The organism is Agarivorans sp. 2_MG-2023 (assembly GCF_030548085.1).
Classification (GTDB): Bacteria; Pseudomonadota; Gammaproteobacteria; order Enterobacterales; family Celerinatantimonadaceae; genus Agarivorans.
In genome coordinates this window covers 235,343-256,618 of record NZ_JAUORQ010000004.1, presented here as the reverse complement: position 1 = coordinate 256,618, position 21,276 = coordinate 235,343, and the positions used below count along the sequence as shown (strand labels likewise).

Annotated in this window: 17 protein-coding genes; 10 read left to right on the top strand and 7 right to left on the bottom strand. The window is 43.1% G+C overall.

What is annotated here, in order from left to right; translation table 11 throughout:
* Nucleotides 1-47 precede the first annotated feature (47 nt).
* Both cmoB and Q4549_RS08180 read right to left on the bottom strand, forming a co-directional pair.
* Nucleotides 48-1,022 carry a tRNA 5-methoxyuridine(34)/uridine 5-oxyacetic acid(34) synthase CmoB gene (cmoB, locus tag Q4549_RS08185; protein WP_303512697.1) on the bottom strand — a complete coding sequence of 325 codons (975 nt, stop codon included), beginning with the start codon at nt 1,020-1,022 and terminating at the stop codon, nt 48-50.
* A gap of 121 nt (nt 1,023-1,143) precedes the next feature.
* Nucleotides 1,144-1,866: a hypothetical protein gene (locus Q4549_RS08180; RefSeq protein ID WP_303550734.1), complete on the bottom strand. Its 723-nt coding sequence runs from the start codon at nt 1,864-1,866 to the stop codon at nt 1,144-1,146.
* A gap of 117 nt (nt 1,867-1,983) precedes the next feature.
* Between Q4549_RS08180 and Q4549_RS08175 the strand changes: the two genes are divergently transcribed.
* Entirely contained in the window at nt 1,984-3,840 is a 1,857-nt protein-coding gene (locus Q4549_RS08175) for a methyl-accepting chemotaxis protein (RefSeq protein WP_303550737.1), read from the top strand.
* A 48-nt stretch (nt 3,841-3,888) separates the two neighbouring features.
* Here Q4549_RS08175 and chrA read toward each other — a convergent pair whose 3' ends face one another.
* A complete protein-coding gene (gene chrA, locus Q4549_RS08170) occupies nt 3,889-5,058 on the bottom strand; it encodes a chromate efflux transporter (RefSeq protein ID WP_303550740.1) in 1,170 nt (389 codons plus the stop codon).
* A 122-nt stretch (nt 5,059-5,180) separates the two neighbouring features.
* On the opposite strand from chrA, the gene Q4549_RS08165 reads away from it, so the two are divergent.
* Nucleotides 5,181-6,647 carry a hypothetical protein gene (locus tag Q4549_RS08165; RefSeq protein WP_303550742.1) on the top strand — a complete coding sequence of 489 codons (1,467 nt, stop codon included), beginning with the start codon at nt 5,181-5,183 and terminating at the stop codon, nt 6,645-6,647.
* A gap of 52 nt (nt 6,648-6,699) precedes the next feature.
* Nucleotides 6,700-7,119 carry an HIT family protein gene (locus Q4549_RS08160; protein WP_303550745.1) on the top strand — a complete coding sequence of 140 codons (420 nt, stop codon included), beginning with the start codon at nt 6,700-6,702 and terminating at the stop codon, nt 7,117-7,119.
* Between the two features lie 67 nt (nt 7,120-7,186).
* Here the strand turns inward: Q4549_RS08160 and cmoA are convergent, their stop codons facing one another.
* Entirely contained in the window at nt 7,187-7,915 is a 729-nt protein-coding gene (gene cmoA / locus Q4549_RS08155; RefSeq protein WP_303550748.1) for a carboxy-S-adenosyl-L-methionine synthase CmoA, read from the bottom strand.
* A 249-nt stretch (nt 7,916-8,164) separates the two neighbouring features.
* Here cmoA and aspS point away from each other — a divergent pair, with 249 nt between their 5' ends.
* The gene (gene aspS, locus Q4549_RS08150) at nt 8,165-9,925 is read left to right on the top strand and encodes an aspartate--tRNA ligase (RefSeq protein WP_303550749.1); all 1,761 of its coding nucleotides are present in this window, start codon (nt 8,165-8,167) and stop codon (nt 9,923-9,925) included.
* A gap of 69 nt (nt 9,926-9,994) precedes the next feature.
* On the opposite strand, the gene Q4549_RS08145 is transcribed toward aspS, so the two are convergent.
* From Q4549_RS08145 to Q4549_RS08135, 3 genes are all read right to left on the bottom strand, one after another.
* Nucleotides 9,995-12,469 carry a bifunctional diguanylate cyclase/phosphodiesterase gene (locus Q4549_RS08145; RefSeq protein ID WP_303512710.1) on the bottom strand — a complete coding sequence of 825 codons (2,475 nt, stop codon included), beginning with the start codon at nt 12,467-12,469 and terminating at the stop codon, nt 9,995-9,997.
* Between the two features lie 75 nt (nt 12,470-12,544).
* Nucleotides 12,545-13,726, bottom strand: a complete 1,182-nt coding sequence (locus tag Q4549_RS08140) for a hypothetical protein (RefSeq protein ID WP_303550752.1) — start codon at nt 13,724-13,726, stop codon at nt 12,545-12,547.
* A complete protein-coding gene (locus Q4549_RS08135; protein WP_303550755.1) occupies nt 13,695-14,057 on the bottom strand; it encodes a substrate-binding domain-containing protein in 363 nt (120 codons plus the stop codon). Before Q4549_RS08135 ends, Q4549_RS08140 begins: the two co-directional genes overlap by 32 nt.
* A 523-nt stretch (nt 14,058-14,580) precedes the next feature.
* On the opposite strand from Q4549_RS08135, the gene Q4549_RS08130 reads away from it, so the two are divergent.
* The 6 genes from Q4549_RS08130 (at nt 14,581) to Q4549_RS08105 (ending at nt 21,244) form a co-directional block, all read left to right on the top strand.
* Nucleotides 14,581-15,324, top strand: a complete 744-nt coding sequence (locus tag Q4549_RS08130) for a YebC/PmpR family DNA-binding transcriptional regulator (RefSeq protein ID WP_303550757.1) — start codon at nt 14,581-14,583, stop codon at nt 15,322-15,324.
* A gap of 6 nt (nt 15,325-15,330) precedes the next feature.
* The gene (gene ruvC, locus Q4549_RS08125; RefSeq protein WP_303512719.1) at nt 15,331-15,852 is read left to right on the top strand and encodes a crossover junction endodeoxyribonuclease RuvC; all 522 of its coding nucleotides are present in this window, start codon (nt 15,331-15,333) and stop codon (nt 15,850-15,852) included.
* A 125-nt stretch (nt 15,853-15,977) separates the two neighbouring features.
* A complete protein-coding gene (gene lon, locus Q4549_RS08120) occupies nt 15,978-18,326 on the top strand; it encodes an endopeptidase La (RefSeq protein WP_137675217.1) in 2,349 nt (782 codons plus the stop codon).
* A gap of 213 nt (nt 18,327-18,539) precedes the next feature.
* Nucleotides 18,540-18,812, top strand: a complete 273-nt coding sequence (gene hupB / locus Q4549_RS08115; RefSeq protein WP_137675218.1) for a nucleoid-associated protein HU-beta — start codon at nt 18,540-18,542, stop codon at nt 18,810-18,812.
* Between the two features lie 84 nt (nt 18,813-18,896).
* Nucleotides 18,897-20,786, top strand: coding sequence for a SurA N-terminal domain-containing protein (locus Q4549_RS08110; protein ID WP_303550762.1), 1,890 nt, complete (start codon nt 18,897-18,899; stop codon nt 20,784-20,786).
* 68 nt (nt 20,787-20,854) lie between these two features.
* Nucleotides 20,855-21,244, top strand: a complete 390-nt coding sequence (locus Q4549_RS08105; RefSeq protein ID WP_161985216.1) for a DUF2850 domain-containing protein — start codon at nt 20,855-20,857, stop codon at nt 21,242-21,244.
* Nucleotides 21,245-21,276 lie beyond the last annotated feature (32 nt).

Sequence of the window (21,276 nt, the reverse complement as noted above, 5' to 3'; positions counted from 1 at the left end):
ATAACTGCGGTTTTAGTAATTGTTTTAGCATAGCGTATGAAAACTGTTTAGTCTGGATTAATTGCAATTAAAACAGCACGTTTGGGGGCAGGTAGACCTTCTACAGTTTGGCTTTTGTCGTTTGGGTCTAAGTAGTCGTTTAAGGACTCATGGGTCATCCACGAAGTACTGCGTTGCTCTTCGGTAGAGGTTAAATCAACGTCGACAACGCGTACGTCGATAAAGCCTACTTTTTCGAGCCAAAGTTTTAAGGCTGCGGTGCTAGGCAAAAACCAAACGTTTGGCATTTTTCCATAGCGCCCAGCTGGAACCAGTACTTGGTTTTCGTCGCCATCTACCACCAGTGTTTCTAGTACCAGTTCACCGCCTTTATGCAGTTGCTCTTTTAGTTGAATGAGGTGATCCATAGGTGAGCGGCGATGATAGAGCACTCCCATAGAAAACACCGTATCAAAGGCGCGTAATTTAGGTAGTTCTTGAATACCTAAGGGCAATAAGTGCACGCGTTGATCGTTATTGGCAAAGTTACGAATGGCTTCAAATTGCATTAAGAACAAGGTTGATGGATCGATACCGACAACAAACTCTGCATCATCACCTAGCATGCGCCACATGTGGTAACCGCTGCCGCAGCCCACATCTAATACATAGCGGTGCTTTAAAGGGGAGATGTGTTTACGCAAACGTTCCCATTTCCAATCCGAACGCCATTCGGTATCTATCTGAATGCCGTAAATATCAAAGGGGCCTTTGCGCCAAGGATGAAGATGACGTAGCAAACTTTCTACTTTTTTACGTTCACCTTCGGGCATGTCTTCAGCTTTACCAATGCTCACGTTATCTTTGAGCTCGATATGTTTAGTGGTTTGCTGAGGGAGTTTATTGAGCACTCGCTGCCAGCGAGGAAAGTCGCCATGCGCATGCTCTTTTTGCCAATCGCCAAGCTGAGCGGGGAGTGTATAGAGCCAGTGTTTTAAGCGGTTTTTGGCAATTAATTGGTAAAAATCAGAGAAATCTATCATTGGTTACAAGAGCTTGATATTGCTTGAGTATATATAAGCTTGATTGTAGCAAGTTTTAGCTGGTTCTGGCGAGTAAGCGCTAAACAGAATCGCTATCTCAGTTGTTTATTATTCTTCTGGCTCACTGGTTAAGGTCAACTTTCAACCAAGCAAGCTGATGCTGACCATTTTCATTGAGAAAGCCGCTATCACAGACATTAAGATCTTTGCTCGCAATTAATAGTGTTTGTTGTTGATGCAGGCGAAAACCCATGTTGTTTAGTTGCGAAATATGCTGATTGTTGACAGGTTTATTGCTATTCAAAAACAACAGTAAAGGGCTGCGATTAACCACAAAATCATCGTTTAAAACCTTAAGCAAATCATGAGGTTCATTTACGCTAACGCTCGCTATAGCAAAGGTTTGTTGTTGGTAACGTGCTAAAGCAAAAAACGGTGGCGGTTCTAGCTCACTCTGGTTTGAACTGTAAGCACTAAGCCATTCAAAACTTTTCTCATGCCAAGCGTAGCTATAACGCTTTGTTTTAGACCTGCTTGAGCTAAACGTGATGCTTTTATTGGGAAACGCAGAATGGCTATAGTTTTGCTTTGAAGCGTCGATAACTAAAGAGGGAAGGTTAGCCACTAAAATACTGTCTTGGACTATTTGCGAAAATTCAGCGCTCCAGCCACTTTGCTGGGCAATGCTGGCTGAGTTACTAACGCTTATAGTGGCCACAGATTGCGGGCAATCGTTGAGTAACAGTGAGTTAAAATCTAATTGTTCTACCTGAACTGTGGCTTTTACGGTAAAGCTTAAGCTCAAATAAACCAAAAATGTGCTGATAATTTTTAGATAAATCATAATTAGTAACATAGGGTTAGTAGATACAAACAAGATGCTAGCACATATTTAAACTAACAATCTTCAATGGCAAGTAATTAAAAGCGGGAAGCTAAAAGAGGGATTTTTATGGGAAACATGTCGATTAAACAGCGTTTAATCTTAACTATTTTGATTTTACTTGCAGTATTAAGTGGCGTACAGGCTTGGTTTCAAGCTCGCACTTTGTCTCAAGAAACCCGCGTTGATATTGCTGGGGATGCCAAGCAACTCGCACAAGCGGCTACTGACCAAGTAAGTTTGTGGTTTGATTCAAAGTTGGCGATTGCCAAAGGCATGACGTCAGATCCCAAAGCTGCAGGGTTTGTGGCTGATTTAGTGCAAGCTAAGCAAAGTGGGGATTTCATCTATTTTTACTTCGGTAGTAGCGAAGGAAAAATGACCATGCATGATCCTAATGAAACGCTGCCCGATGGTTACGACCCACGCACTCGCCCATGGTACAAAGGCGCGCAAACTAATGGTTCATTTGTGTCCGACCCATACGTAGACGCTACTTCTGGCCAAATGGTTATTTCGGTAGCGCAAAGGGTGAGTGGCGGAGTTTACGCAGGAGATTTAGGCCTCGATGTGGTTACAGAGCGGGTACTTAACCTTGCCAGCGAGCAGGTATACCCGGTTATCGTTGATAAAGAGGGCTTAGTGGTTATCCACAGTGATAAAGATTTGGTGTTGAAAAAAGCCAGTGAACTGTCGGAACAATTTACAGCGAGTTTCTTTTCCGCTCAAGCAAGCTCATCGGAAATGAGTGATTTGGTGGTTAGCGGTAAAGAAAGCTTTGTAAACGTTACTCCAATTGAAGGTACCGACTGGTATTTGTTGTTTGTCTATGACAAACAAATCGCGATGGCTCCGGTAAGCGCCATGATGAAAAGCTCTATGATTTTTGCGGTGGTGTTATTTGTTATTATTGCGGTGGTGATGCTCAAAGTGATCAGTGCAATGCTAAAACCGATTGAGATTTTAGGTGGGGCGATTGACAAACTGTCATCGGGAGATGGAGATTTAACCAAGCGAATCAATTTAGAACGTAATGATGAAATAGGCTCTCTCGCCGCGGGTATCGACAAGTTTATCGATCAGCTACATGAGCTGATGAAAGAGATCGCTGAAGATGCCGACAGCTTGCAGCGTGCTGCTGCTTTAACCAATAGCTCTACCTCTGCTTCGAATGTTCAAATTGAACGTCAGCAGGGCGAAGTTACTCAGGTAGCGACCGCAGTGAATGAAATGGCTGCAACTGCAAATGAAGTGGCTAACAACGCCGAGCAAACCGCTGAGGCTGCGCGTGAATCAGCAGATTCTTGTGAGCAAGGCAAGGTGCTAATAGGTCGCAACCAACAACAGGTAAATAGCTTGGCTGGGCAATTAGATGGCGCCGCTGAAACGGTACAAGAGCTTGAGCGTAATACCCAAGAAATTAGCGACATTCTTTCAACCATTCAAGGCATTGCTGAGCAAACAAACCTATTGGCCTTGAATGCAGCCATTGAAGCAGCTCGCGCTGGTGAACAAGGCCGAGGTTTTGCGGTGGTGGCTGATGAAGTACGTAATTTGTCGCAACGCACCCAAAGCTCAACCGAAGAAATTAAAGCAATGTTAGAACGGCTGCAGGGGAATACCCAAAGTACCGTTAAAACCATGGATGAAAGCCAACAGTTAGTGCAAATTAGCGTTGAAGAAGCCACGAAAGCGGCTGAGATGTTAGAGAACATCACTAACTCGATTACTCATATCAGTGATATGGCGACGCAAATTTCTAGCGCCGCTGAAGAACAACGTGCGGTAACTGAAGAGGTAGGGAGGAATACTCAAGGTATTCAAGATGCCTCGTTAGAGCTGGCGGAGCAGGCTGCTGGGAGTTCGCAGCGAGCCACTGAGTTAGATGCTATTGCCGACAAACTGCATAAAGAGGTTGGCGCATTTAAGTTGTAATGGAATAACGTTTAATTAAAGAGCCTGCTTAGTGCAGGCTTTTTTTATTTATGCCAGTAACAATACTCCCGCTCCCCCTAAGCTTAGTAACATGATGTAAAGAGGTAACTTTACGACTCTTAGTAAAAAGAACCCTAGTAACGCTAGTACAAACTCTAGGTTCGAATGAATCGCGCTAGTGAATATTGGGTTGTAAAGCGCCGCTATCAGTAAGCCAACCACTGCAGCATTAATCATTTGCATTGCTGCAGAAAACCTCGCTTTTTGAGCCAGCGCTTGCCAAGCATCAACAAAAGCCAGTACCAGTAAAAAACCTGGTAGGAAAATGGCAATGGTTGCTAAGCTGGCGTAAACAAGAGGATTTTGTTGGCCGACCACTGCGCCTAAATAACTAGCAATAGTAAACATTGGGCCAGGTACTGCTTGTGCAGCAGCATAGGCGGTTAAAAACTGTTCTTGGTTTACATCCCCAGAAAGTGTTTGTTGCAACAAAGGCAGCACGACATGACCACCACCAAATACCCAGCTACCCGCTTGATAAAACTGACTAAAACTGTGAATGAGAGGATTTAAGTTTAGAAAAGGCAAAAACAGTAGTGCAATAAATACAGCTAAATATCCAAACTTAATGCTACCGGTTTTGTTTGTGATGGTATTGGGATTTGTTGGGGGCTTCGGTATCAATAGCTTTTCATTAAGTGCTAAACCTATCAGTGCGGCAAGAGCCAAACAAACCAGTTGGGTACTAAGTTGTGGGAACAGTAGCAAGCTGGCAGCGGTAACAAAACATGCTCCGCTTAAATACTGATTACTGCAAAACTGCCCATACATTTGTCTTACAGCATCAACCACTACTACCAATGCAGCAATTTTAAGGCCCGCGATTAATCCCATAACAATGGGATTGTTGTTACTGAAGTTGGCGGCCAACGCTAGTACCAGCATCAAGGCTGCCGAGGGTAAGGTAAAGCCAATAAATGCGGCAATTGCACCTAGCTTTCCCGCCCGGTGCAATCCAATAGCAAAACCCACTTGAGAAGAGCCTGGGCCCGGCAAAAATTGGCTAAGCGCAACTAAATTTGCATATTCTTGCTGGGATAGCCATTGCTTGTTATCAACAAACTCTTGTTTAAAAAAACCTATATGGGCGGCTGGGCCACCAAAGCTCACTAATCCTAGGCGGAAAAAGGCGCTGAATACTTCGAATATTGCTGTCATAGTCTTGTGTAGGTAAAAGCAAAAGGGCATTTTATGACGGTTTTGTTACAGTTGTATTGCGAGCCAATCCCATGTTTTTTCGGTGTACAATAATGACGAAGAATTGAACCCAGGGAGGGACAATGCCTAAACGGTATAAAGTTAATTGCCTAGTAGCAAACTTAAGCGCGTTGTTAACAGCCATTGTTTTGCAAGCATGCAGCATTTCACCTCAAAAGGTCGAGCCCTCCTGTGAGGCTATTTTAAGCAGTGTAGACACGCTGCTGCTTGAGCATGTTGGAAGCTTAAAAGGGGAGAGGGTGCATAACCAAGCTTCTTTACGACATAATCGCTTCATACATTTTTTTATAGGCAATCAAGATCTTGCTGAGCCATCAGCGCCTACTCAATCTCAGCTGATTGATTATATGGGCGAACTAGCAGAGCAAGGTCTAAAAGCTGAATGGAAAACGCTTGATGTAGATATGGCCAATAAATGGAAAGCGGAATATCAAGTAACTCAGCCAGAACAGACAATCGAACAGTGCATAAATGAATTGAATCAGCAGTTAAAAGGTCATTCTCGGCAAACCGCTGAGTTGCTGGCCACTATTCCTAAGGATAATGACTACTCTGCGACTGCTAAGGTGTTTGGCTTATATCCACTAAGTTCGAAGGTATTTGCGAGCGCCATTGAGAAAGAACAACAACATTTAGCTGAAGATTGGTTAGCTGCTAATCGCTCGTCGTTATCTGGATTTACCGCTAAACAAGCGGCCTTATATCTGCCGGAGCCAGCGTTAGCTAACGTGAATGCCACAGATTTACAACTTGATGCTTTTGGGCAACTCGCCAGTAAACAGCAACAAGCAACCTTACTTAAATGGTATGCACCGCAGTGGTTGATTGAGAACAATACTGCAGACAATGTACCTGGCGTGCCGGTTTGGCAAAAGCAGCAACTGGCTTTTGAACACAGTAAACCTTTTAGTTTTTCGCATATTACTTACGCTAGGCATAACAACCAAACTACTATCCAGCTCAATTACATTTTATGGTTTAAGCAACGGCCAAAACTTAGCTCAGTAGATTGGGTAGCAGGAGAGCACGATGCTCTCATTTTTCGAATTCACTTGACTAATAAGCTAGAAGTCATTGCTTACGACAGCATCCATTTATGTGGTTGTTGGTATACCTTGATGTTGCCACAGCAGCGTAGCTATCACGCTATTCAGGACAATAAAATAGAAAGTGTACTGATGCATCGCGTTAATGTTGCGGATAAAATGCGAATAAGTATTAGTGCCGATACCCACCAAATAATTGATTTGCAGCCCACCGCCGACATTGCTGAAGTGGTGGCAAAAACCACCTATACCTTACAACCTTGGCAGTCGTTACTTACCTTAGAAAAAGGCCAAGGATATAAATCAATCTACGACTCTAATGGTTATGTGTGGGGCTCTGAACGTTTTGAACGCTGGTTCTTTTGGCCTATGGGGGTGAAACAGCCAGGAAGCTTGCGTCGTTTTGGTGACCACGCGATTAGTTTTGTTGGCGAGCGATATTTCGATCAAGTCCATTTGTTAGAAGATCTGGGTGTGCAATAATGTTGTTATCTTTAGTTACGTACCGACATTAAACCTATTGGGAATCAATGCAATGAGTTACGACAACAACAATATTTTTGCTAAAATTATCCGTGGCGAAATGGGCTGCCTGAAAGTGTATGAAGACGACTATACCTTAGCCTTTATGGATATCATGCCACAGGCCGATGGCCACACTTTAGTATTACCAAAAGAGTCTGCAGAAACGCTGTTTGAATTGTCGGAAGAAGGCGCAGCAGCTGTTATTAAAACCGTTAAAAAAGTTGCGGCGGCGGTGAAACAGGCGATGAACGCTGAAGGGATTAGCCTAGTGCAATTTAATGGCGCTGCAGCAGGTCAAACGGTGCCTCATTTACACTTTCATATTATTCCTGGCTCTTTAGCCGAAGCGCGCAGCCACGCTCGCGATATGGTTGATAGTGAAACTCTACAACCTTTTGCAGACAAAATTGCAGCGTTGTTAGCTAAGTAGGTATTGTTTCGTAAAAAAGGCGAGCACTATATAGCGCTCGCCTTTTATGATTCTGTGTATCTAGTGACTACTTTATAGCAACCAATGAGCCGAAGTTAAAACACTGAAACCACAGTTCGCTAGCGCTAAAGCCGGCTTCTTTAAATCGTTGCTTGTGTTGCTCAATAGTATCGGGCACAAGTACGTTATCTAAAGAGCTTCGCTTTTGGCTAATTTCCAACTCGCTGTATCCGTTAGCGCGTTTAAAATCTAAGTGTAATTCGCTAATTAGACTCTGAGTAGTTGATTCAGCGAAATGAAATTTTTCACTCACTATCAATAAACTGCCTTTAACCATTCCGTTGTAGATCTTTTTAATCAAGGCTAAACGCTGTTCTTGCGCAATAAACTGCAGGGTGAAATTGAGCACGACCACTGAAGCATTGCTGATATCTACGTCGCAAATATCATCACAGATAAGCGTTACTGGCACAGAGCCACGAAAAGCATCCAGATGTTTTTGACAACGTTCTAACATGGCGGGGGAGTTATCTACAGCAACAATTTCTACATTGTTGTGTTTAACTCCGCGGCGCATGGCTAAAGTTGCTGCGCCCAAAGAGCAACCTAAGTCGTATAACTTAGTATCGGCTTGATGAAATTGTTCAGTTAAGTGGCCAATGGTGGAAACAATGTTGCTGTAACCTGGCACTGAGCGTTGAATCATATCGGGAAAAACTTCGGCCACTTGGTCATCGAAGCGAAACTCACCCAGTTGGGTAATAGGTTGGGAAAATAGTTTATCTTTGCCTTGCATGGCTAGTTCTCGTGCGGAAAATTCTATGATAATGAGCCAGTAATTGCTCAGTGGGTTATTGTAACCAGCTAAAGCGAGCTTGTCTTTGGCTATTTTAGACGCTTCTATAGATTTATTGCTCTATCGCTATTCTTATTTGTAGCTGCTTTCCTTTATACTATCGCCCTTTCACTAAATAATACTGCATAGCTGATTATTATTTAGGCTGAACATTCATTGAATTTTAAAACGTAAAACGGGAAAGGCCAAATGCGCACTGTTTACTGTGGACAAGTAACCAAAGAGTTAGTTGATCAAGAAATAAATTTAGTTGGTTGGGTAAATCGCCGCCGTGATTTAGGTGGCGTTATCTTTATTGACTTACGTGACCGCGAAGGCATTGTGCAAGTGGTTTTTGACCCAGATCGTAAAGATGTATTCGCTACCGCCAACAGCTTGCGTAATGAGTTTTGTGTCCGCCTTAAAGGCCGCGTTCGTGCGCGTCCAGAGAGTCAGGTTAATGCTGACATGACCACGGGTGAAGTTGAGCTACTTGGCTTAGAGCTAGAAATCTTAAATCGCTCTGCACCACTACCGTTGGATAACAATCAAGATAACTCTGAAGAGCAGCGTTTAAAATACCGCTATTTAGATTTACGTCGCCCAGAAATGAGCCAGCGTATGGTGTTTCGCGCCAAGGTAACGGGTTTCGTTCGCCGTTTTATGGAAGACAATGGCTTCTTAGACATTGAAACGCCAATTCTTACCAAAGCTACGCCAGAAGGTGCGCGCGATTATTTAGTGCCGAGCCGTACTCATAAAGGTCAGTTTTTTGCTTTGCCGCAATCACCACAGATTTTTAAACAATTACTGATGATGTCTGGCATGGATCGTTACTACCAAATCGTTAAGTGCTTCCGTGATGAAGACTTACGTGCCGATCGCCAACCAGAGTTTACTCAAATTGATATTGAAACATCATTCATGAGCTCTGACCAAGTAATGGCCGTGACTGAACAAATGGTTCGTGAATTGTTTGTCTCAATGTTAGACGTTGATTTGGGTGAGTTCCCACAAATGACTTACGCTGAAGCAATGCGTTTGTATGGCTCTGATAAGCCAGATTTACGTAACCCAATGCAATTAGTTGATGTTGCTGACTTGCTTAAAGACGTAGAGTTTAAAGTATTTTCTGGCCCAGCTAACGATGAGAAAGGCCGCGTAGCAGTGTTACGTGTACCGGGTGGTGCAAAGCTTTCTCGCAAGCAAATTGATGACTACGGTAAGTATGTAGGTATTTATGGTGCTAAGGGCTTAGCATGGATGAAAGTGAATGAAGTCGCTGCAGGCGTTGAAGGTCTTCAATCACCTATTCTTAAGTTCCTAAATGAAGAAGTTGCACAAGGCATTGTTGAGCGCACAGCTGCGCAAGACGGCGACTTGATTCTTTTCGGCGCAGATAAAGCGAATATTGTTTGCGAAGCGATGGGTGCTTTACGTTTGAAAGTAGGCGAAGATCTTGGCCTAGTATCAGATGAGTGGCGACCGCTTTGGGTTGTTGATTTCCCAATGTTTGAAGAAGTAGATGGTCATTTCCATGCCATTCACCATCCATTCACTGCGCCAGTTGAAGGCGTGAGTGCTGAGGACTTAACCGCTTCACCAGAAGGTGTGTTATCAAACGCATACGACATGGTGCTAAACGGCTGTGAGTTAGGTGGTGGTAGCGTACGTATCCATAAACAAGATATGCAAGCTGCTGCGTTTAAAGTACTCGGTATTAGCGATGAAGAAGCTCAAGAGAAATTTGGCTTCTTACTGGAAGCGCTTCAGTATGGTGCTCCACCACATGCGGGTTTAGCGTTTGGTCTAGATCGCTTAGTAATGTTGATGACCGGTGCAAGCTCTATTCGTGACGTAATGGCGTTCCCGAAAACAGCCACTGCTGCCTGTCCGTTAACCAGTGCGCCAAGTGCTGCTAACCCAGTGTCTTTAACTGAATTAGCCTTAAGCGTTAACTTACCAAAGTAAGCGTTCTTTAAATTGCAAAAAGGCGAGCATAAGCTCGCCTTTTTTAATGTTATAGATTTACTTATTCAGCTAGTGATTGCCATTGGAGTGAGCGCTTGTTTGTGGAATATGAAACAGCGGGTGCAAGTGAATAATGTTGCCACTTTTATCCAATAGCGCGCCTTTTTCATTGCAACGCAAATAAAACTCTAATGCCGCTTCCTTAGTGACTGGGTGACCAAAAAAGTAGCCTTGTACTTTATCAAAGCCGTTTTGCTTCAACCAATTAGCGTGTTCAAGTGTTTCTACGCCTTCTACTAAAATTTCGTAATCTAGGGTGTACATTAGCTTGCGCATGCTCAATACAATGTTTTGAGTGGCTACTGAGGTAATGGCATTGTGACCAAATTCTCGATCAAATTTAATCTTATCGCAGGCAAGGTTGCTAAGGTAACTCAAAGAGGTAAAGCCTTTACCAAAGTCATCAAAGGCAACTCTAATGCCTGCACCTCGAATTTCGTTTAACTGGTTTTTAACTTGCTGATAGTTTTGTACGGCGACACTTTCGGTGATTTCAAGCTCTAACAGATTACTACCGATACTAATGGTTTTATATTTGCTGATCAGTTTTTGAGCGAAATTCTTGTCTTCAAACTGACGGCCACTAATATTAAATGCGATGGTTAAGCCGCTGTAACCTTTAGTATTTAACTCTTCTAATAAAGCTAATGACTTATCTATGACCCAATAACCTAGAGGAAGGATATGGCGGCCTGATTCAACGGTATCGAGAAACTGACCAGGGTTCATTAAACCTTGAGTAGGGTGATTCCAACGTAGTAGTAATTCAAAGCCAGTGACTGCTTGTTGTTTCATTGACACTTGCGGTTGTAAGTATAGTTCCAGTTCGTTGTTGCTCATGGCATTTTGGAACTGGTTTTCAATGGTGAATACCATGTCATTCTGACGGGCTAACTCGATATCGAAGTGGGTACAGCAATTACGCCCTTTACGTTTAGAAGAGTACATTGCTAAATCAGCATATTTAACTAATAACTGCGGTTCGTACTCTGCCTGTTTTGCGGTGGCGATACCAATACTAAGCGTCACCTTCATTGAAACTCCAGAGATGGTAATGTCTCGAGAAATTTCTTGTGCAAGGCTATAGGCAAAACCGAGCACGCTGTCTTTGTCTTTTTTGTTAATCAGCAGCGTGAACTCATCGCCGCCTAAGCGGAAGGTGCTAGAGGCAAACTCGCTTAAGCGCATAATGCGTTTAGCGACTTGTACCAACAGTAAATCGCCAAAGTCATGACCTAAGGTATCGTTAATGGTCTTAAAATTATCTAAGTCAATGTAGATAAGGCTTAACTCGTCGCCTTGGCGCTCTGCTTCTTTTAGCGCTTTACTGAGTTGTTCGAGAAAAGCGGTTCGATTTGGCAGTTCGGTAAGTGGATCTTCCATCGCCATTTTCTCCAATACTTTGGTATTGGCGGCAATGCTCGATCGCATTTCAGAGAAACTATCGGCTAGCTCGATAGAAATATGATCAAGTGAGTCAAATTCGTCATTAAATAGGTGCAGGTTGTTTTGCGGTTTGTAGCTCTCATCTTCTAATATCGTTGGCAAGCTGGCAGCGTGATAACGAAGTTTATTTAAGGGACGGCGCATTAGCATTAAGCCAATAGCAATGCTTAAAGCCATGGTGAGCAATAACAAAATAGAAAGCTGGTTTTCGAAGCGGGTTTGCAGCTGTATTTGGTCGCTCCAGTCTTTAAGAATAACCAGTTTTAAGGTGCTGCTAGCACTGTTCTTAATGGGATAAAGTTTGCCAACAATGGTTTTGTGTTCAACCTGAAACTCCATATTGGCATGGTGGCGGTATTCAATAGCGCTATCAAACCATTGTTGGCTAAGGGCTTGAGTATTGGTAGCCAGTAAAATGCTTTTGTATAAGGGGCGATCTAAATCGACGATGGCCAGTTCAATGTCATCTCGCTGGGTTACTTTGATTAAAGCGTCTGCTAACTCAAGTTGAAACGCTAGAATGCCTTGTTCTGAACTACGGGTACGAATAGGCAAAGAGATCCACAAATAGCACATCTCGCTGCATTGTAATAATTGCATAGGTTTAGAACGTAGCGTTACCTGCTCTAACAACTCTTTAGGGGGCGGAGAGTCAGAGGCGCTGCAGGTGTAATTGTCTACCTCAAAAACCGTACAGCCATTCACAATAGGCAATAACCATTGCAGCTCTGGGAGTTGGCGAGTGAGGTACTTCTCTAATTCACTCATATTCTCCGCTTTACTAAACAAGGTTTGGGCTTCAAACAAGTAGGTAATGCTGTCACTTAATCGTTCTATTTGGTCATTAAATTCTAGTGCGTAGTTGTCTAGGTAGCTGAGCTTAAGTTGTGCTTGCTGATTCTGGTAATGCTCCATTGCGGTGAAACCGAAGATGGAAACAACAAAGCCCGCAGCTAGCACAAGTGCAACGGTCATTTTCAAACGTACGCTAATATAACGTTGTTTTAAATTGATTAAGGGGAACTTACTTAGCTTCATTGGCTATCCCAAGGTTAGTACTTACAGCAACGAAACATTAATAGATTCATTATTAGTTAAGCATAGAGCGATTTATTAAAAGCGGTAGCTAAGTTGTAAGGCGAACAAGCGCCAGTATCGCTCAGGGTTATTGTTACGCTGTGGATTTAAGTCGTTTACAGGGGGGAGCATTGAGGTACCAACAAACCAGTGATGCTCAAATTTGAGTTGGAAATTCTGGTGGAAATTCCAAGTTGCGCCAATGGCGAAATCTTCTAGGTCTCGTAAGTTCTTTTCTATATCGTCGTCGATAAAGTGGCTGTTATCGTAACGAGCTAGTAGGTTCCATTGTTGGTTGATAATGTAAATCCCTTGAACATAGTAGGCATTCATATCGATGCTTCCGTCAAACAATGGCTCGAGACCTTGAGCTGGTTGGTTTTTCCCTTCTGCATAGGTGCCACCACGGCGCAGAGTAATTTCACTAGTTATTTCAAATTTCTGTTGAGAATACTGTAGAGAACCAATGTATTGATCAGTATCAATAGTAAAATCTAAGGGGAGGTCAAACGGACTTGGGTTTAGTGAATCCTCTAGGTGCATTTTTAAGCGGCGATATTCTAAACCTACATACCAGTTTGCTGTAGGGCGCATAGAGAAATGCAGCGATGTATTCCATTCGCTTTCAAATGTCCCTTCTTGGTCTTGACCAAAAAAACGGCGACTAAAGCTTTCATCAAAGCTTTCCTTACCTATCGACGCTGCAAACTTATATTCTTGACCGCCCAACGAAAAGTAGTCGATGTCCATACGCAATCCGTCGGCTCGCAAGCTTTGCTCTTTCAATATATGTGGGTATACCGACAAAGGTAATACAATGCTTGGTCGCGTAAACGGCACGTCACGTGTTTCTCCATAGATGCCATTGCTAATTTTGAAGCGCCCGAGCTTAAACCCAATATCCCAATCTTCATGGCTAGGGATTTTGTAATTTAAGCTGAGGTAGTCAACTTCAATGCCCGACTCAAACCAATCTCCGGTTTCTTGAGCTATGACCAAGCCTGATACCGACCAGTTTCTATTGATTAGCCAATAGCCACGTAACCCTGCCTCTAATAATGGGCCGCTGTCGCCTGAGTTGTATCCGTAATAATTATTGGCGTTTACCCCAATATAACTGGCAGAAACAAATCCGCCCCAAGAGACTTTGCCTTGGCCGTATGCAGGAACTGCGATGGAGGATAAACTAGTCAACAATAATAGAATGAAGGTCTTCATTGCTCACCTCTTGGCTGACATATCCAATTGCGTTGGGGTTTTTAATAATGGTATCGAGCATTTCTTGTTCGGAATCTACGATGGTGGGCGCAATAGCGGTACCCGTGTATATTTGGCGTTCCCAAATTCGGCTGAGCTGGTAGGGGAAAAGTTTAAGCGCGTCTAAGCAGAACTGTTTATGCAATTCACTATTATCTTTCATCACGACCAGTTCAATAATTTGTCCGTCGGGCCAATTTTTTTCCCTTAGTGAAAAGATCGAACGAATTTGCTTACTGCTCAATTCAGCTTGTTTTTCTGCATGACTTATCACCCACACCTGTGCGTGCATGGGTATGCTAAAAATGAGTAAGAAAAGAAGCACAGTGACTTTTTTGAGGCTTGAGTTAAGCCGCAACAAGCTAAGTAAACTGTGCCAATAAATTACAATCATAGCCTTCCGTGGTTAGCTTATAACTATTGATAAAATGTTAATTCTCTTAAATATAGGCCAATTTTTTCAATAAGTTAAGTGAAATCATCTTTTGATTAATATTGCCTAAATATTCGACAGGAAATTATCCTTAATGGTTGATATTTAATGTAATTATCAATAGCGGTAAGAGATTGGTGCCCTCTGGGTATTATATATTTATGTAATATTATTGAATCCAGCTCTATGTTGTGACTAATTGCTGATGTTTTTGTTATTTTTATGTGGGGAGAACGTAGAGTTTTTTCTAAACAAATATGTAACAAATTGATATAAGTGAACTTATGTTAAAAGATCGAGATCATTTATCAAACAGATAGTGCTAGGCTTGGTCGCTTCTTAGCGTTTATCATCAATCAATAAGCATTTATTGGAGAACGCCATGGCAGGTCATAGTAAATGGGCCAATATTAAGCATCGTAAAGCGGCTCAAGATGCTAAAAGAGGCAAGATTTTTACTAAGTTTATTCGCGAGCTTACGGTCGCAGCCAGAGAAGGTGGCTCAGATCCAGATGCTAATCCTAGATTGAGAGCTGCTATTGATAAAGCCTTATCTAATAATATGACGCGCGACACGGTAAATCGTGCGGTACAGCGCGGAGCTGGAGAGTTGGATGGGCAACAGCTAGAAACGGTGATTTACGAGGGATACGGACCCGGTGGCACAGCGGTTCTTGTTGAAACGATGACCGATAATCGAAATCGTACCGTATCTACTGTAAGACATGCCTTTTCCAAAAGCGGTGGCAACTTAGGTACTGATGGCAGTGTTGCTTATCTATTCGAAAAGAAAGGTATTATTTCTTACGCAGCGGGTAGCGACGAAGAACAAGTAATGGATGCAGCCCTAGAGGCTGGCGCTGATGATGTTATCTCCCATGAAGATGGAAGTGTTGACGTTTATACTTTGCCTAACGATTTTGGTGTAGTGAAAGACGCCTTAGATAATGCGGGTTTAGAGGCGGTTAATTCAGGAGTTACCATGATTGCCTCTACGCAAGCCGAGTTAGATTTAAGCACTGCTCCAAAGTTGTTACGACTTATTGATATGCTGGAAGACGATGATGACGTGCAAGAGGTGTATCACAATGGTGAAATATCAGATGACATTGCTGAGCAGCTGTAAACTTTCGTGAGTATTATTCTAGGCATTGATCCGGGCTCACGGATCACCGGTTACGGTTTGATAAAGCAAGCCAATGGACGAATCGAGTATTTAGGCAGTGGCTGTATTCGCACTAGCGAAAAAGAACTGCCGTTACGTTTGAAGCAAATTCACGCGGGTGTTAGCGAAATTATTGCCCAGTTTTCTCCCGATGAATTTGCCATTGAACAAGTGTTTATGGCTAAAAACGCAGATTCGGCACTCAAGTTAGGGCAAGCTCGAGGGGCAGCAATTGTAGCAGCAGTAAGCCAAGATTTACCCGTTGCTGAATATTCAGCAAGGCAAATAAAACAAGCGGTGGTAGGCACTGGCGCGGCCGATAAAAGCCAGGTTCAGCATATGGTGACTCAGCTGTTGAGCTTGTCAGCGAGCCCACAAGCCGATGCTGCCGATGCTTTAGCGGTGGCACTTTGTCATTGCCATACTCGTCAAAGCCTTATCGGCATGGCGGGGAAAGTGAGAGGCACAGTAAGACGACGTTTACGCTAGCTGTTGCCTAAATAAACAGCAGCTAAGTGATTTTTTTTTATTAATTGCTTAACACGAATTGAAACCAGAAAGTTTGACCCAATATATTGCTGATAGAGTTTATTAGCTAAGGTAAAGAGGACGACATGACCTTAGAGCGTTCAGAACGTTTTGAAATTCCCGTATTACCCTTGCGCGATGTTGTGGTTTATCCGCACATGGTCATTCCTTTGTTTGTTGGTCGTGAAAAATCGATTCGTTGCTTAGAAAGCGCGATGAGCCAAGACAAGCAAGTATTATTAGTCGCGCAAAAAGATGCCAGTAACGACAATCCTCAAGTGGAAGACTTATACACTGTGGGTACTGTGGCTAATATTCTGCAACTCTTGAAACTGCCTGACGGTACAGTGAAAGTGCTGGTCGAGGGCAGCCAGCGGGCTAATCTTGAAGAAATTATTCAAGAGGATGAGTATTACATTGCTGCTGCAGAGTATGTGGTGTCTGCTCAGCCGGATGAAAAAGAACAAGAAGTCATGGTTCGTTCAGCAATAAGCCAGTTCGAAGGCTATATAAAGCTGAATAAAAAGATCCCGCCGGAGGTGCTTACCTCGGTGTCTGGTATAGACGATGCAGCGCGCTTAGCTGATACCATGGCTGCACACATGCCGCTTAAGCTTGAAGACAAGCAGTCGGTGCTAGAGTTAGCCAGTATTCCTGAACGTTTGGAATACTTAATGGCGATGATGGAATCTGAAATCGATTTGCTGCATGTGGAGAAAAAAATCCGCGGTCGCGTTAAAAAGCAAATGGAGAAGAGTCAGCGCGAGTACTATCTCAACGAGCAAATGAAGGCGATTCAGAAAGAGCTAGGTGAATCTGAAGATGGTCAAGACGAGTTTGAGCAACTGTCTCAACGTATCGACGAAGCCAAGATGCCAGAAGAAGCTAAGGAAAAGACCTTAGCTGAGTTAAATAAACTCAAAATGATGTCACCAATGTCTGCTGAAGCGACCGTTGTTCGTGGTTACGTAGATTGGATGTTGAGTGTGCCGTGGGTTAAACGCTCAAAAGTGAAGCGCGACTTAGCAAAAGCGGAGCAGGTGCTTAATCAAGACCATTACGGTTTAGAAAAGGTTAAAGAGCGCATTTTAGAGTACTTGGCAGTACAAAGCCGAGTAAACAAATTAAAAGGGCCAATACTATGTTTAGTTGGTCCTCCAGGTGTCGGTAAAACTTCGCTGGGTCAATCAATCGCTAAGTCTACTGGGCGCAAATACGTGCGTATGGCTTTAGGTGGCGTAAGAGATGAAGCTGAAATTCGAGGTCACCGTCGTACTTACATTGGTTCAATGCCGGGTAAGTTGATTCAAAAAATGTCTAAAGTAGCGGTTAAAAACCCTCTATTTTTGCTTGATGAAATCGACAAAATGGCTTCAGACATGCGTGGCGATCCGGCTTCCGCTTTGCTCGAAGTATTAGACCCAGAGCAAAACAACAGCTTTAACGACCATTACTTAGAAGTTGATTACGACCTCTCTGATGTGATGTTTGTAGCTACCTCAAACTCAATGAATATCCCTGGTCCTTTATTAGACCGTATGGAAGTGATTCGTTTATCAGGTTACACCGAAGACGAAAAACTAAACATTGCTAAGCAACACTTAATTAGTAAGCAAATTAAACGCAATGGTTTAAAAGAGCATGAGATTGCTATTGAAGACAGTGCCATCATCGGCATTATTCGTTACTACACTCGCGAAGCGGGCGTGCGAAGCTTAGAGCGAGAGATCTCTAAGTTATGTCGCAAAGCAGTAAAAGAAATTTTGCTGAACAAAGACACGAAGAAAGTTGAGATTAGCCAAGACAACCTCAGCCATTATTTAGGTGTGCAACGTTGTGATTATGGTAAGGCGGATGAAAATAACCGCGTTGGTATGGTGACTGGTCTAGCATGGACCGAAGTTGGTGGTGATTTACTCACCATTGAAACAGCCTCGGTACCGGGTAAGGGGAAGCTTAGCTATACCGGTTCTTTAGGCGACGTTATGCAAGAGTCTATTCAAGCTGCGATGACCGTGGTAAGAGCACGTGCCGATAAGTGGCGTATCAATAACGACTTTTACGAGAAGCGCGATATTCATGTTCACGTACCTGAAGGTGCAACACCTAAAGATGGTCCAAGTGCAGGCATTGCCATGTGTACCGCTTTGGTGTCGAGCTTAACGGGTAACCCGGTTAAGGCTGAAGTAGCGATGACCGGTGAAATTACCTTGCGTGGTGAAGTTCTGCCTATTGGTGGCTTGAAAGAGAAGCTCTTGGCGGCGCATCGCGGTGGTATCAAAACGGTTCTTATTCCGCAAGAGAATGAGCGAGACTTAGAAGAGATACCAGAAAATGTTATTGGTGACCTAAAAATCATTCCAGTTCGCTGGATTGAACAGGTTCTAGAAGCGGCTTTAGAGCAAAATCCTGAAGGCTTTGAAGTAAAAGCTTGAGTCAATGCAAATAAACGATATTCAATCGTAAAATAGTACTTGCCAGCCTTGTTCAAGGGCTATAGCCTAAGGCTGGCAAGGAAGCCGTTGATAATTATATTGATGGTGAAAAATTAACTAAATGTAGACTGACGAACCTCATTCTGAACCGTAATAATAGGGAAGCTTTCCTGCGGTAAAAAGAAAAAGGAATAACAACAAGGGGAACCAATTGTGAATAAAGCTCAACTCGTAGACAAAATTGCTGAAGGTGCAGATATTTCTAAGGCCGCTGCCGGTCGTGCACTTGATTCTTTCATCGATGCCATTTCTGATACTTTGAAAGACGGTGATAATGTTGCCTTGGTAGGTTTCGGTACTTTCCAAGTGAAAGAACGTTCTGCCCGTACTGGTCGTAACCCTCAGACTGGTGCTGAAATTCAAATTGCCGCTGCTAACGTACCATCGTTCAAAGCCGGTAAAGCGTTAAAAGACGCAGTAAACTAAACAGTCAGACGCAATTGCGATCTGTCAAAGGCGCATCCTCTGATGCGCTTTTTCATTATTTAATGTGGTAAAGAGTAATTAAGCATGTTGGAAAAGCTCCGTGAAGGAAGCCAAGGTCCGGTAGCCAAAATCATCCTCGGTCTGGTCATTTTATCTTTTGCTCTAGCTGGTGTAGGTAGCTACATAGCTACACCTAGTGAGCAACTCGCTGCTGAAGTTAATGGTGAGTCCATTAGCCGTGCTGAATTTGATCAAGCCTATCAAAACGAACGCGGACGATTAGAAAGCCAGTTTGGCGCTGCATTTAGCCAACTAGCGGCTGATCCAAGCTATATGGCACAGTTCAGAAATAACGTTCTAGAGCGTATGATCGGAGAGCGCTTGCTTGACCAAGCTGCCGAAAAATACGGTTTACGCGTGAGCGATGAGCGAGTTAAATCGCAAATCTTAGGTATGCAAGAATTCCAAGTAGACGGTAAGTTTGACAACGAACGTTACCTTGCAGTGCTTTACCGCGCGAATCTTCAGCCGAGTCAATTCCGCGATATGATTCGCAACGACTTAACCCGTCGCCAGTTACAGCAAGCCTTGTTAGGTAGCGAGTTTGCGCTTCCAAACGAAGCTGAGTTGTTGGTTAAACTAAATCAGCAAACCCGAGACGTACGTTATGTAACGGTTCCGGTGGCTAATTTTGCTGCTCAAGAAGCGCCAACAGACGAAGAATTAAAAGCCTACTACGAAGAACGTAAAAACACCTTCAAAACTGAAGAGTCAGTAGATGTAGAATTTATCGTGGTAGACGCGGCCAAAATTGCAGACAGTATTGTTGTTGATGAGCAAGATATTCAGCAATTCTACGAAGCTAACAGCCGAAGCTATACTCAGCCGGAAAAACGTAAAGTTGCGCATATTCTGATTGGATTTAGTGACGATGAAGCTGCCGATAAAGCGAAAGCTGAAGCCTTACTAGCGAAAGTTCAGCAAGGTGAAGACTTCGCTACTTTAGCGGCTGAATCATCAGATGACACCTTTAGTGGTCAAGAAGGTGGTGAGTTAGATTGGTTTGAGAGTGGCGTAATGGCGCCTGAGTTTGATGCTGCTGCTTTTGCCTTGGCCGATAAGGGTGATGTAAGTGAGTTAGTTAAAACTGAGTTTGGCTTTCACTTAATTAAACTGATTGATGTGCAAACAGCGCAAGTGAAACCGCTTGAAGAGGTGAAAGAGCAAATTAGTCAGCGTTTACAACAAGAACAAGCTCAAAATGCATTTTATGAGCAAGCTCAACGTTTAGCTGAAGTGTCTTTTGAAATTCCTGACTCTCTCGTTGATGTAGCCAGTGAAACAGGGCTAACTGTTGAAACCGTTAAAGGCTTAACTCGTTCAAGCGCTAACGCGATATTGAGCCAACCTCAAGTGCTTAGCCAACTGTTCAACCTAGACTTTATTGCTGAAGGCTTAAACAGTGAAGCCATTCAACTTGCGGATGATAGCTCGGTAGTGGTGCGCGTAATGGCTCATAAAGCTGCCGAAGTTAAACCATTCGAAACTGTTGAATCGCAAATTGCTAGTGACTTAACACTTTCTCGTTCTAATCAAGCAGCCCAAGATTATGCTGATAGCCTTATCGCTGCCCTAGAGTCTGGAGAAGGCTTAGACGGCTTGCTTTACGAGCAGAATCTAACTGTAGATTCTAAAGTAAAAGTTGCTCGAGATAGCCAAGACTTTGAACCACAAGTGGTTCGTCATTTATTCATGATGGCTAAGCCTACTGAGCAAAAAGTAGCGAGTCGTATCGCCACTATGAATGGCGATCAGTTGGTGATTCAAGTCACTGAGGTGAATGAATCTAGTTCAGTGGATAGCAGTGAAGCCGATCGTTGGTTAGAACAGCTTAGCAGCGTAAAAACTGAAGCTAGTTATCAAGTATTGATTGATGTCTTAAAAAGCAAAGCAGAAATCCAAAACTTGTTGTAAGCTTATCTCTTACGTAAGATACTGAAAAAAGGACGTTTTACGTCCTTTTTTAGTTTTGGGAGATTGTCTTGAAAAAGTCCTTGGTATTAATTATTGCCTTATTTGGGATCTGCTTAGGCGTGTTGTCTTTCGTTTACTTTACTTATCCTGAGCTTATAGGCGTGCAACGAGAAGTTAAAGTAAATCCGATTGTTGGTGCTTGGGAATCAGAACATGCTTTCTATGGCAAGAAAGAGCGATTAGTATTCACTGATGATGGTCAACTTAAATCTGGCAGCAGGGTAGCCACTAAGTACAAGATAAATGGTAATAAAGTCATTGTTACCTCAACCGATAGAGTGGTTGAATATCGGGTCTCTAAAGATGGTCAGCGTTTAGATGCATATTTGCCAAGGGTTGGCAGAGTTCGTTATACCAAAGTAAATTCCAGCCAACAAAATTCAAATCAAAGCCAATAAAAGGCCTCTAAAATAGAGGCCTTTTAAAAACA

Excerpts from the sequence above, each read along its gene's own strand:
- Q4549_RS08175 (WP_303550737.1), top strand. The coding sequence starts at position 1,984 with ATGTCGATTAAACAGCGTTTAATCTTAACTATTTTGATTTTACTTGCA.
- cmoA (WP_303550748.1), bottom strand. The coding sequence starts at position 7,915 with ATGCAAGGCAAAGATAAACTATTTTCCCAACCTATTACCCAACTGGGT.
- aspS (WP_303550749.1), top strand. The coding sequence starts at position 8,165 with ATGCGCACTGTTTACTGTGGACAAGTAACCAAAGAGTTAGTTGATCAA.
- Q4549_RS08165 (WP_303550742.1), top strand. The coding sequence starts at position 5,181 with ATGCCTAAACGGTATAAAGTTAATTGCCTAGTAGCAAACTTAAGCGCG.
- chrA (WP_303550740.1), bottom strand. The coding sequence starts at position 5,058 with ATGACAGCAATATTCGAAGTATTCAGCGCCTTTTTCCGCCTAGGATTA.
- Q4549_RS08130 (WP_303550757.1), top strand. The coding sequence starts at position 14,581 with ATGGCAGGTCATAGTAAATGGGCCAATATTAAGCATCGTAAAGCGGCT.
- Q4549_RS08140 (WP_303550752.1), bottom strand. The coding sequence starts at position 13,726 with ATGAAGACCTTCATTCTATTATTGTTGACTAGTTTATCCTCCATCGCA.
- Q4549_RS08180 (WP_303550734.1), bottom strand. The coding sequence starts at position 1,866 with ATGATTTATCTAAAAATTATCAGCACATTTTTGGTTTATTTGAGCTTA.
- Q4549_RS08110 (WP_303550762.1), top strand. The coding sequence starts at position 18,897 with ATGTTGGAAAAGCTCCGTGAAGGAAGCCAAGGTCCGGTAGCCAAAATC.
- Q4549_RS08135 (WP_303550755.1), bottom strand. The coding sequence starts at position 14,057 with ATGCACGCACAGGTGTGGGTGATAAGTCATGCAGAAAAACAAGCTGAA.
- Q4549_RS08145 (WP_303512710.1), bottom strand. The coding sequence starts at position 12,469 with ATGAAGCTAAGTAAGTTCCCCTTAATCAATTTAAAACAACGTTATATT.
- Q4549_RS08160 (WP_303550745.1), top strand. The coding sequence starts at position 6,700 with ATGAGTTACGACAACAACAATATTTTTGCTAAAATTATCCGTGGCGAA.
- cmoB (WP_303512697.1), bottom strand. The coding sequence starts at position 1,022 with ATGATAGATTTCTCTGATTTTTACCAATTAATTGCCAAAAACCGCTTA.
- lon (WP_137675217.1), top strand. The coding sequence starts at position 15,978 with ATGACCTTAGAGCGTTCAGAACGTTTTGAAATTCCCGTATTACCCTTG.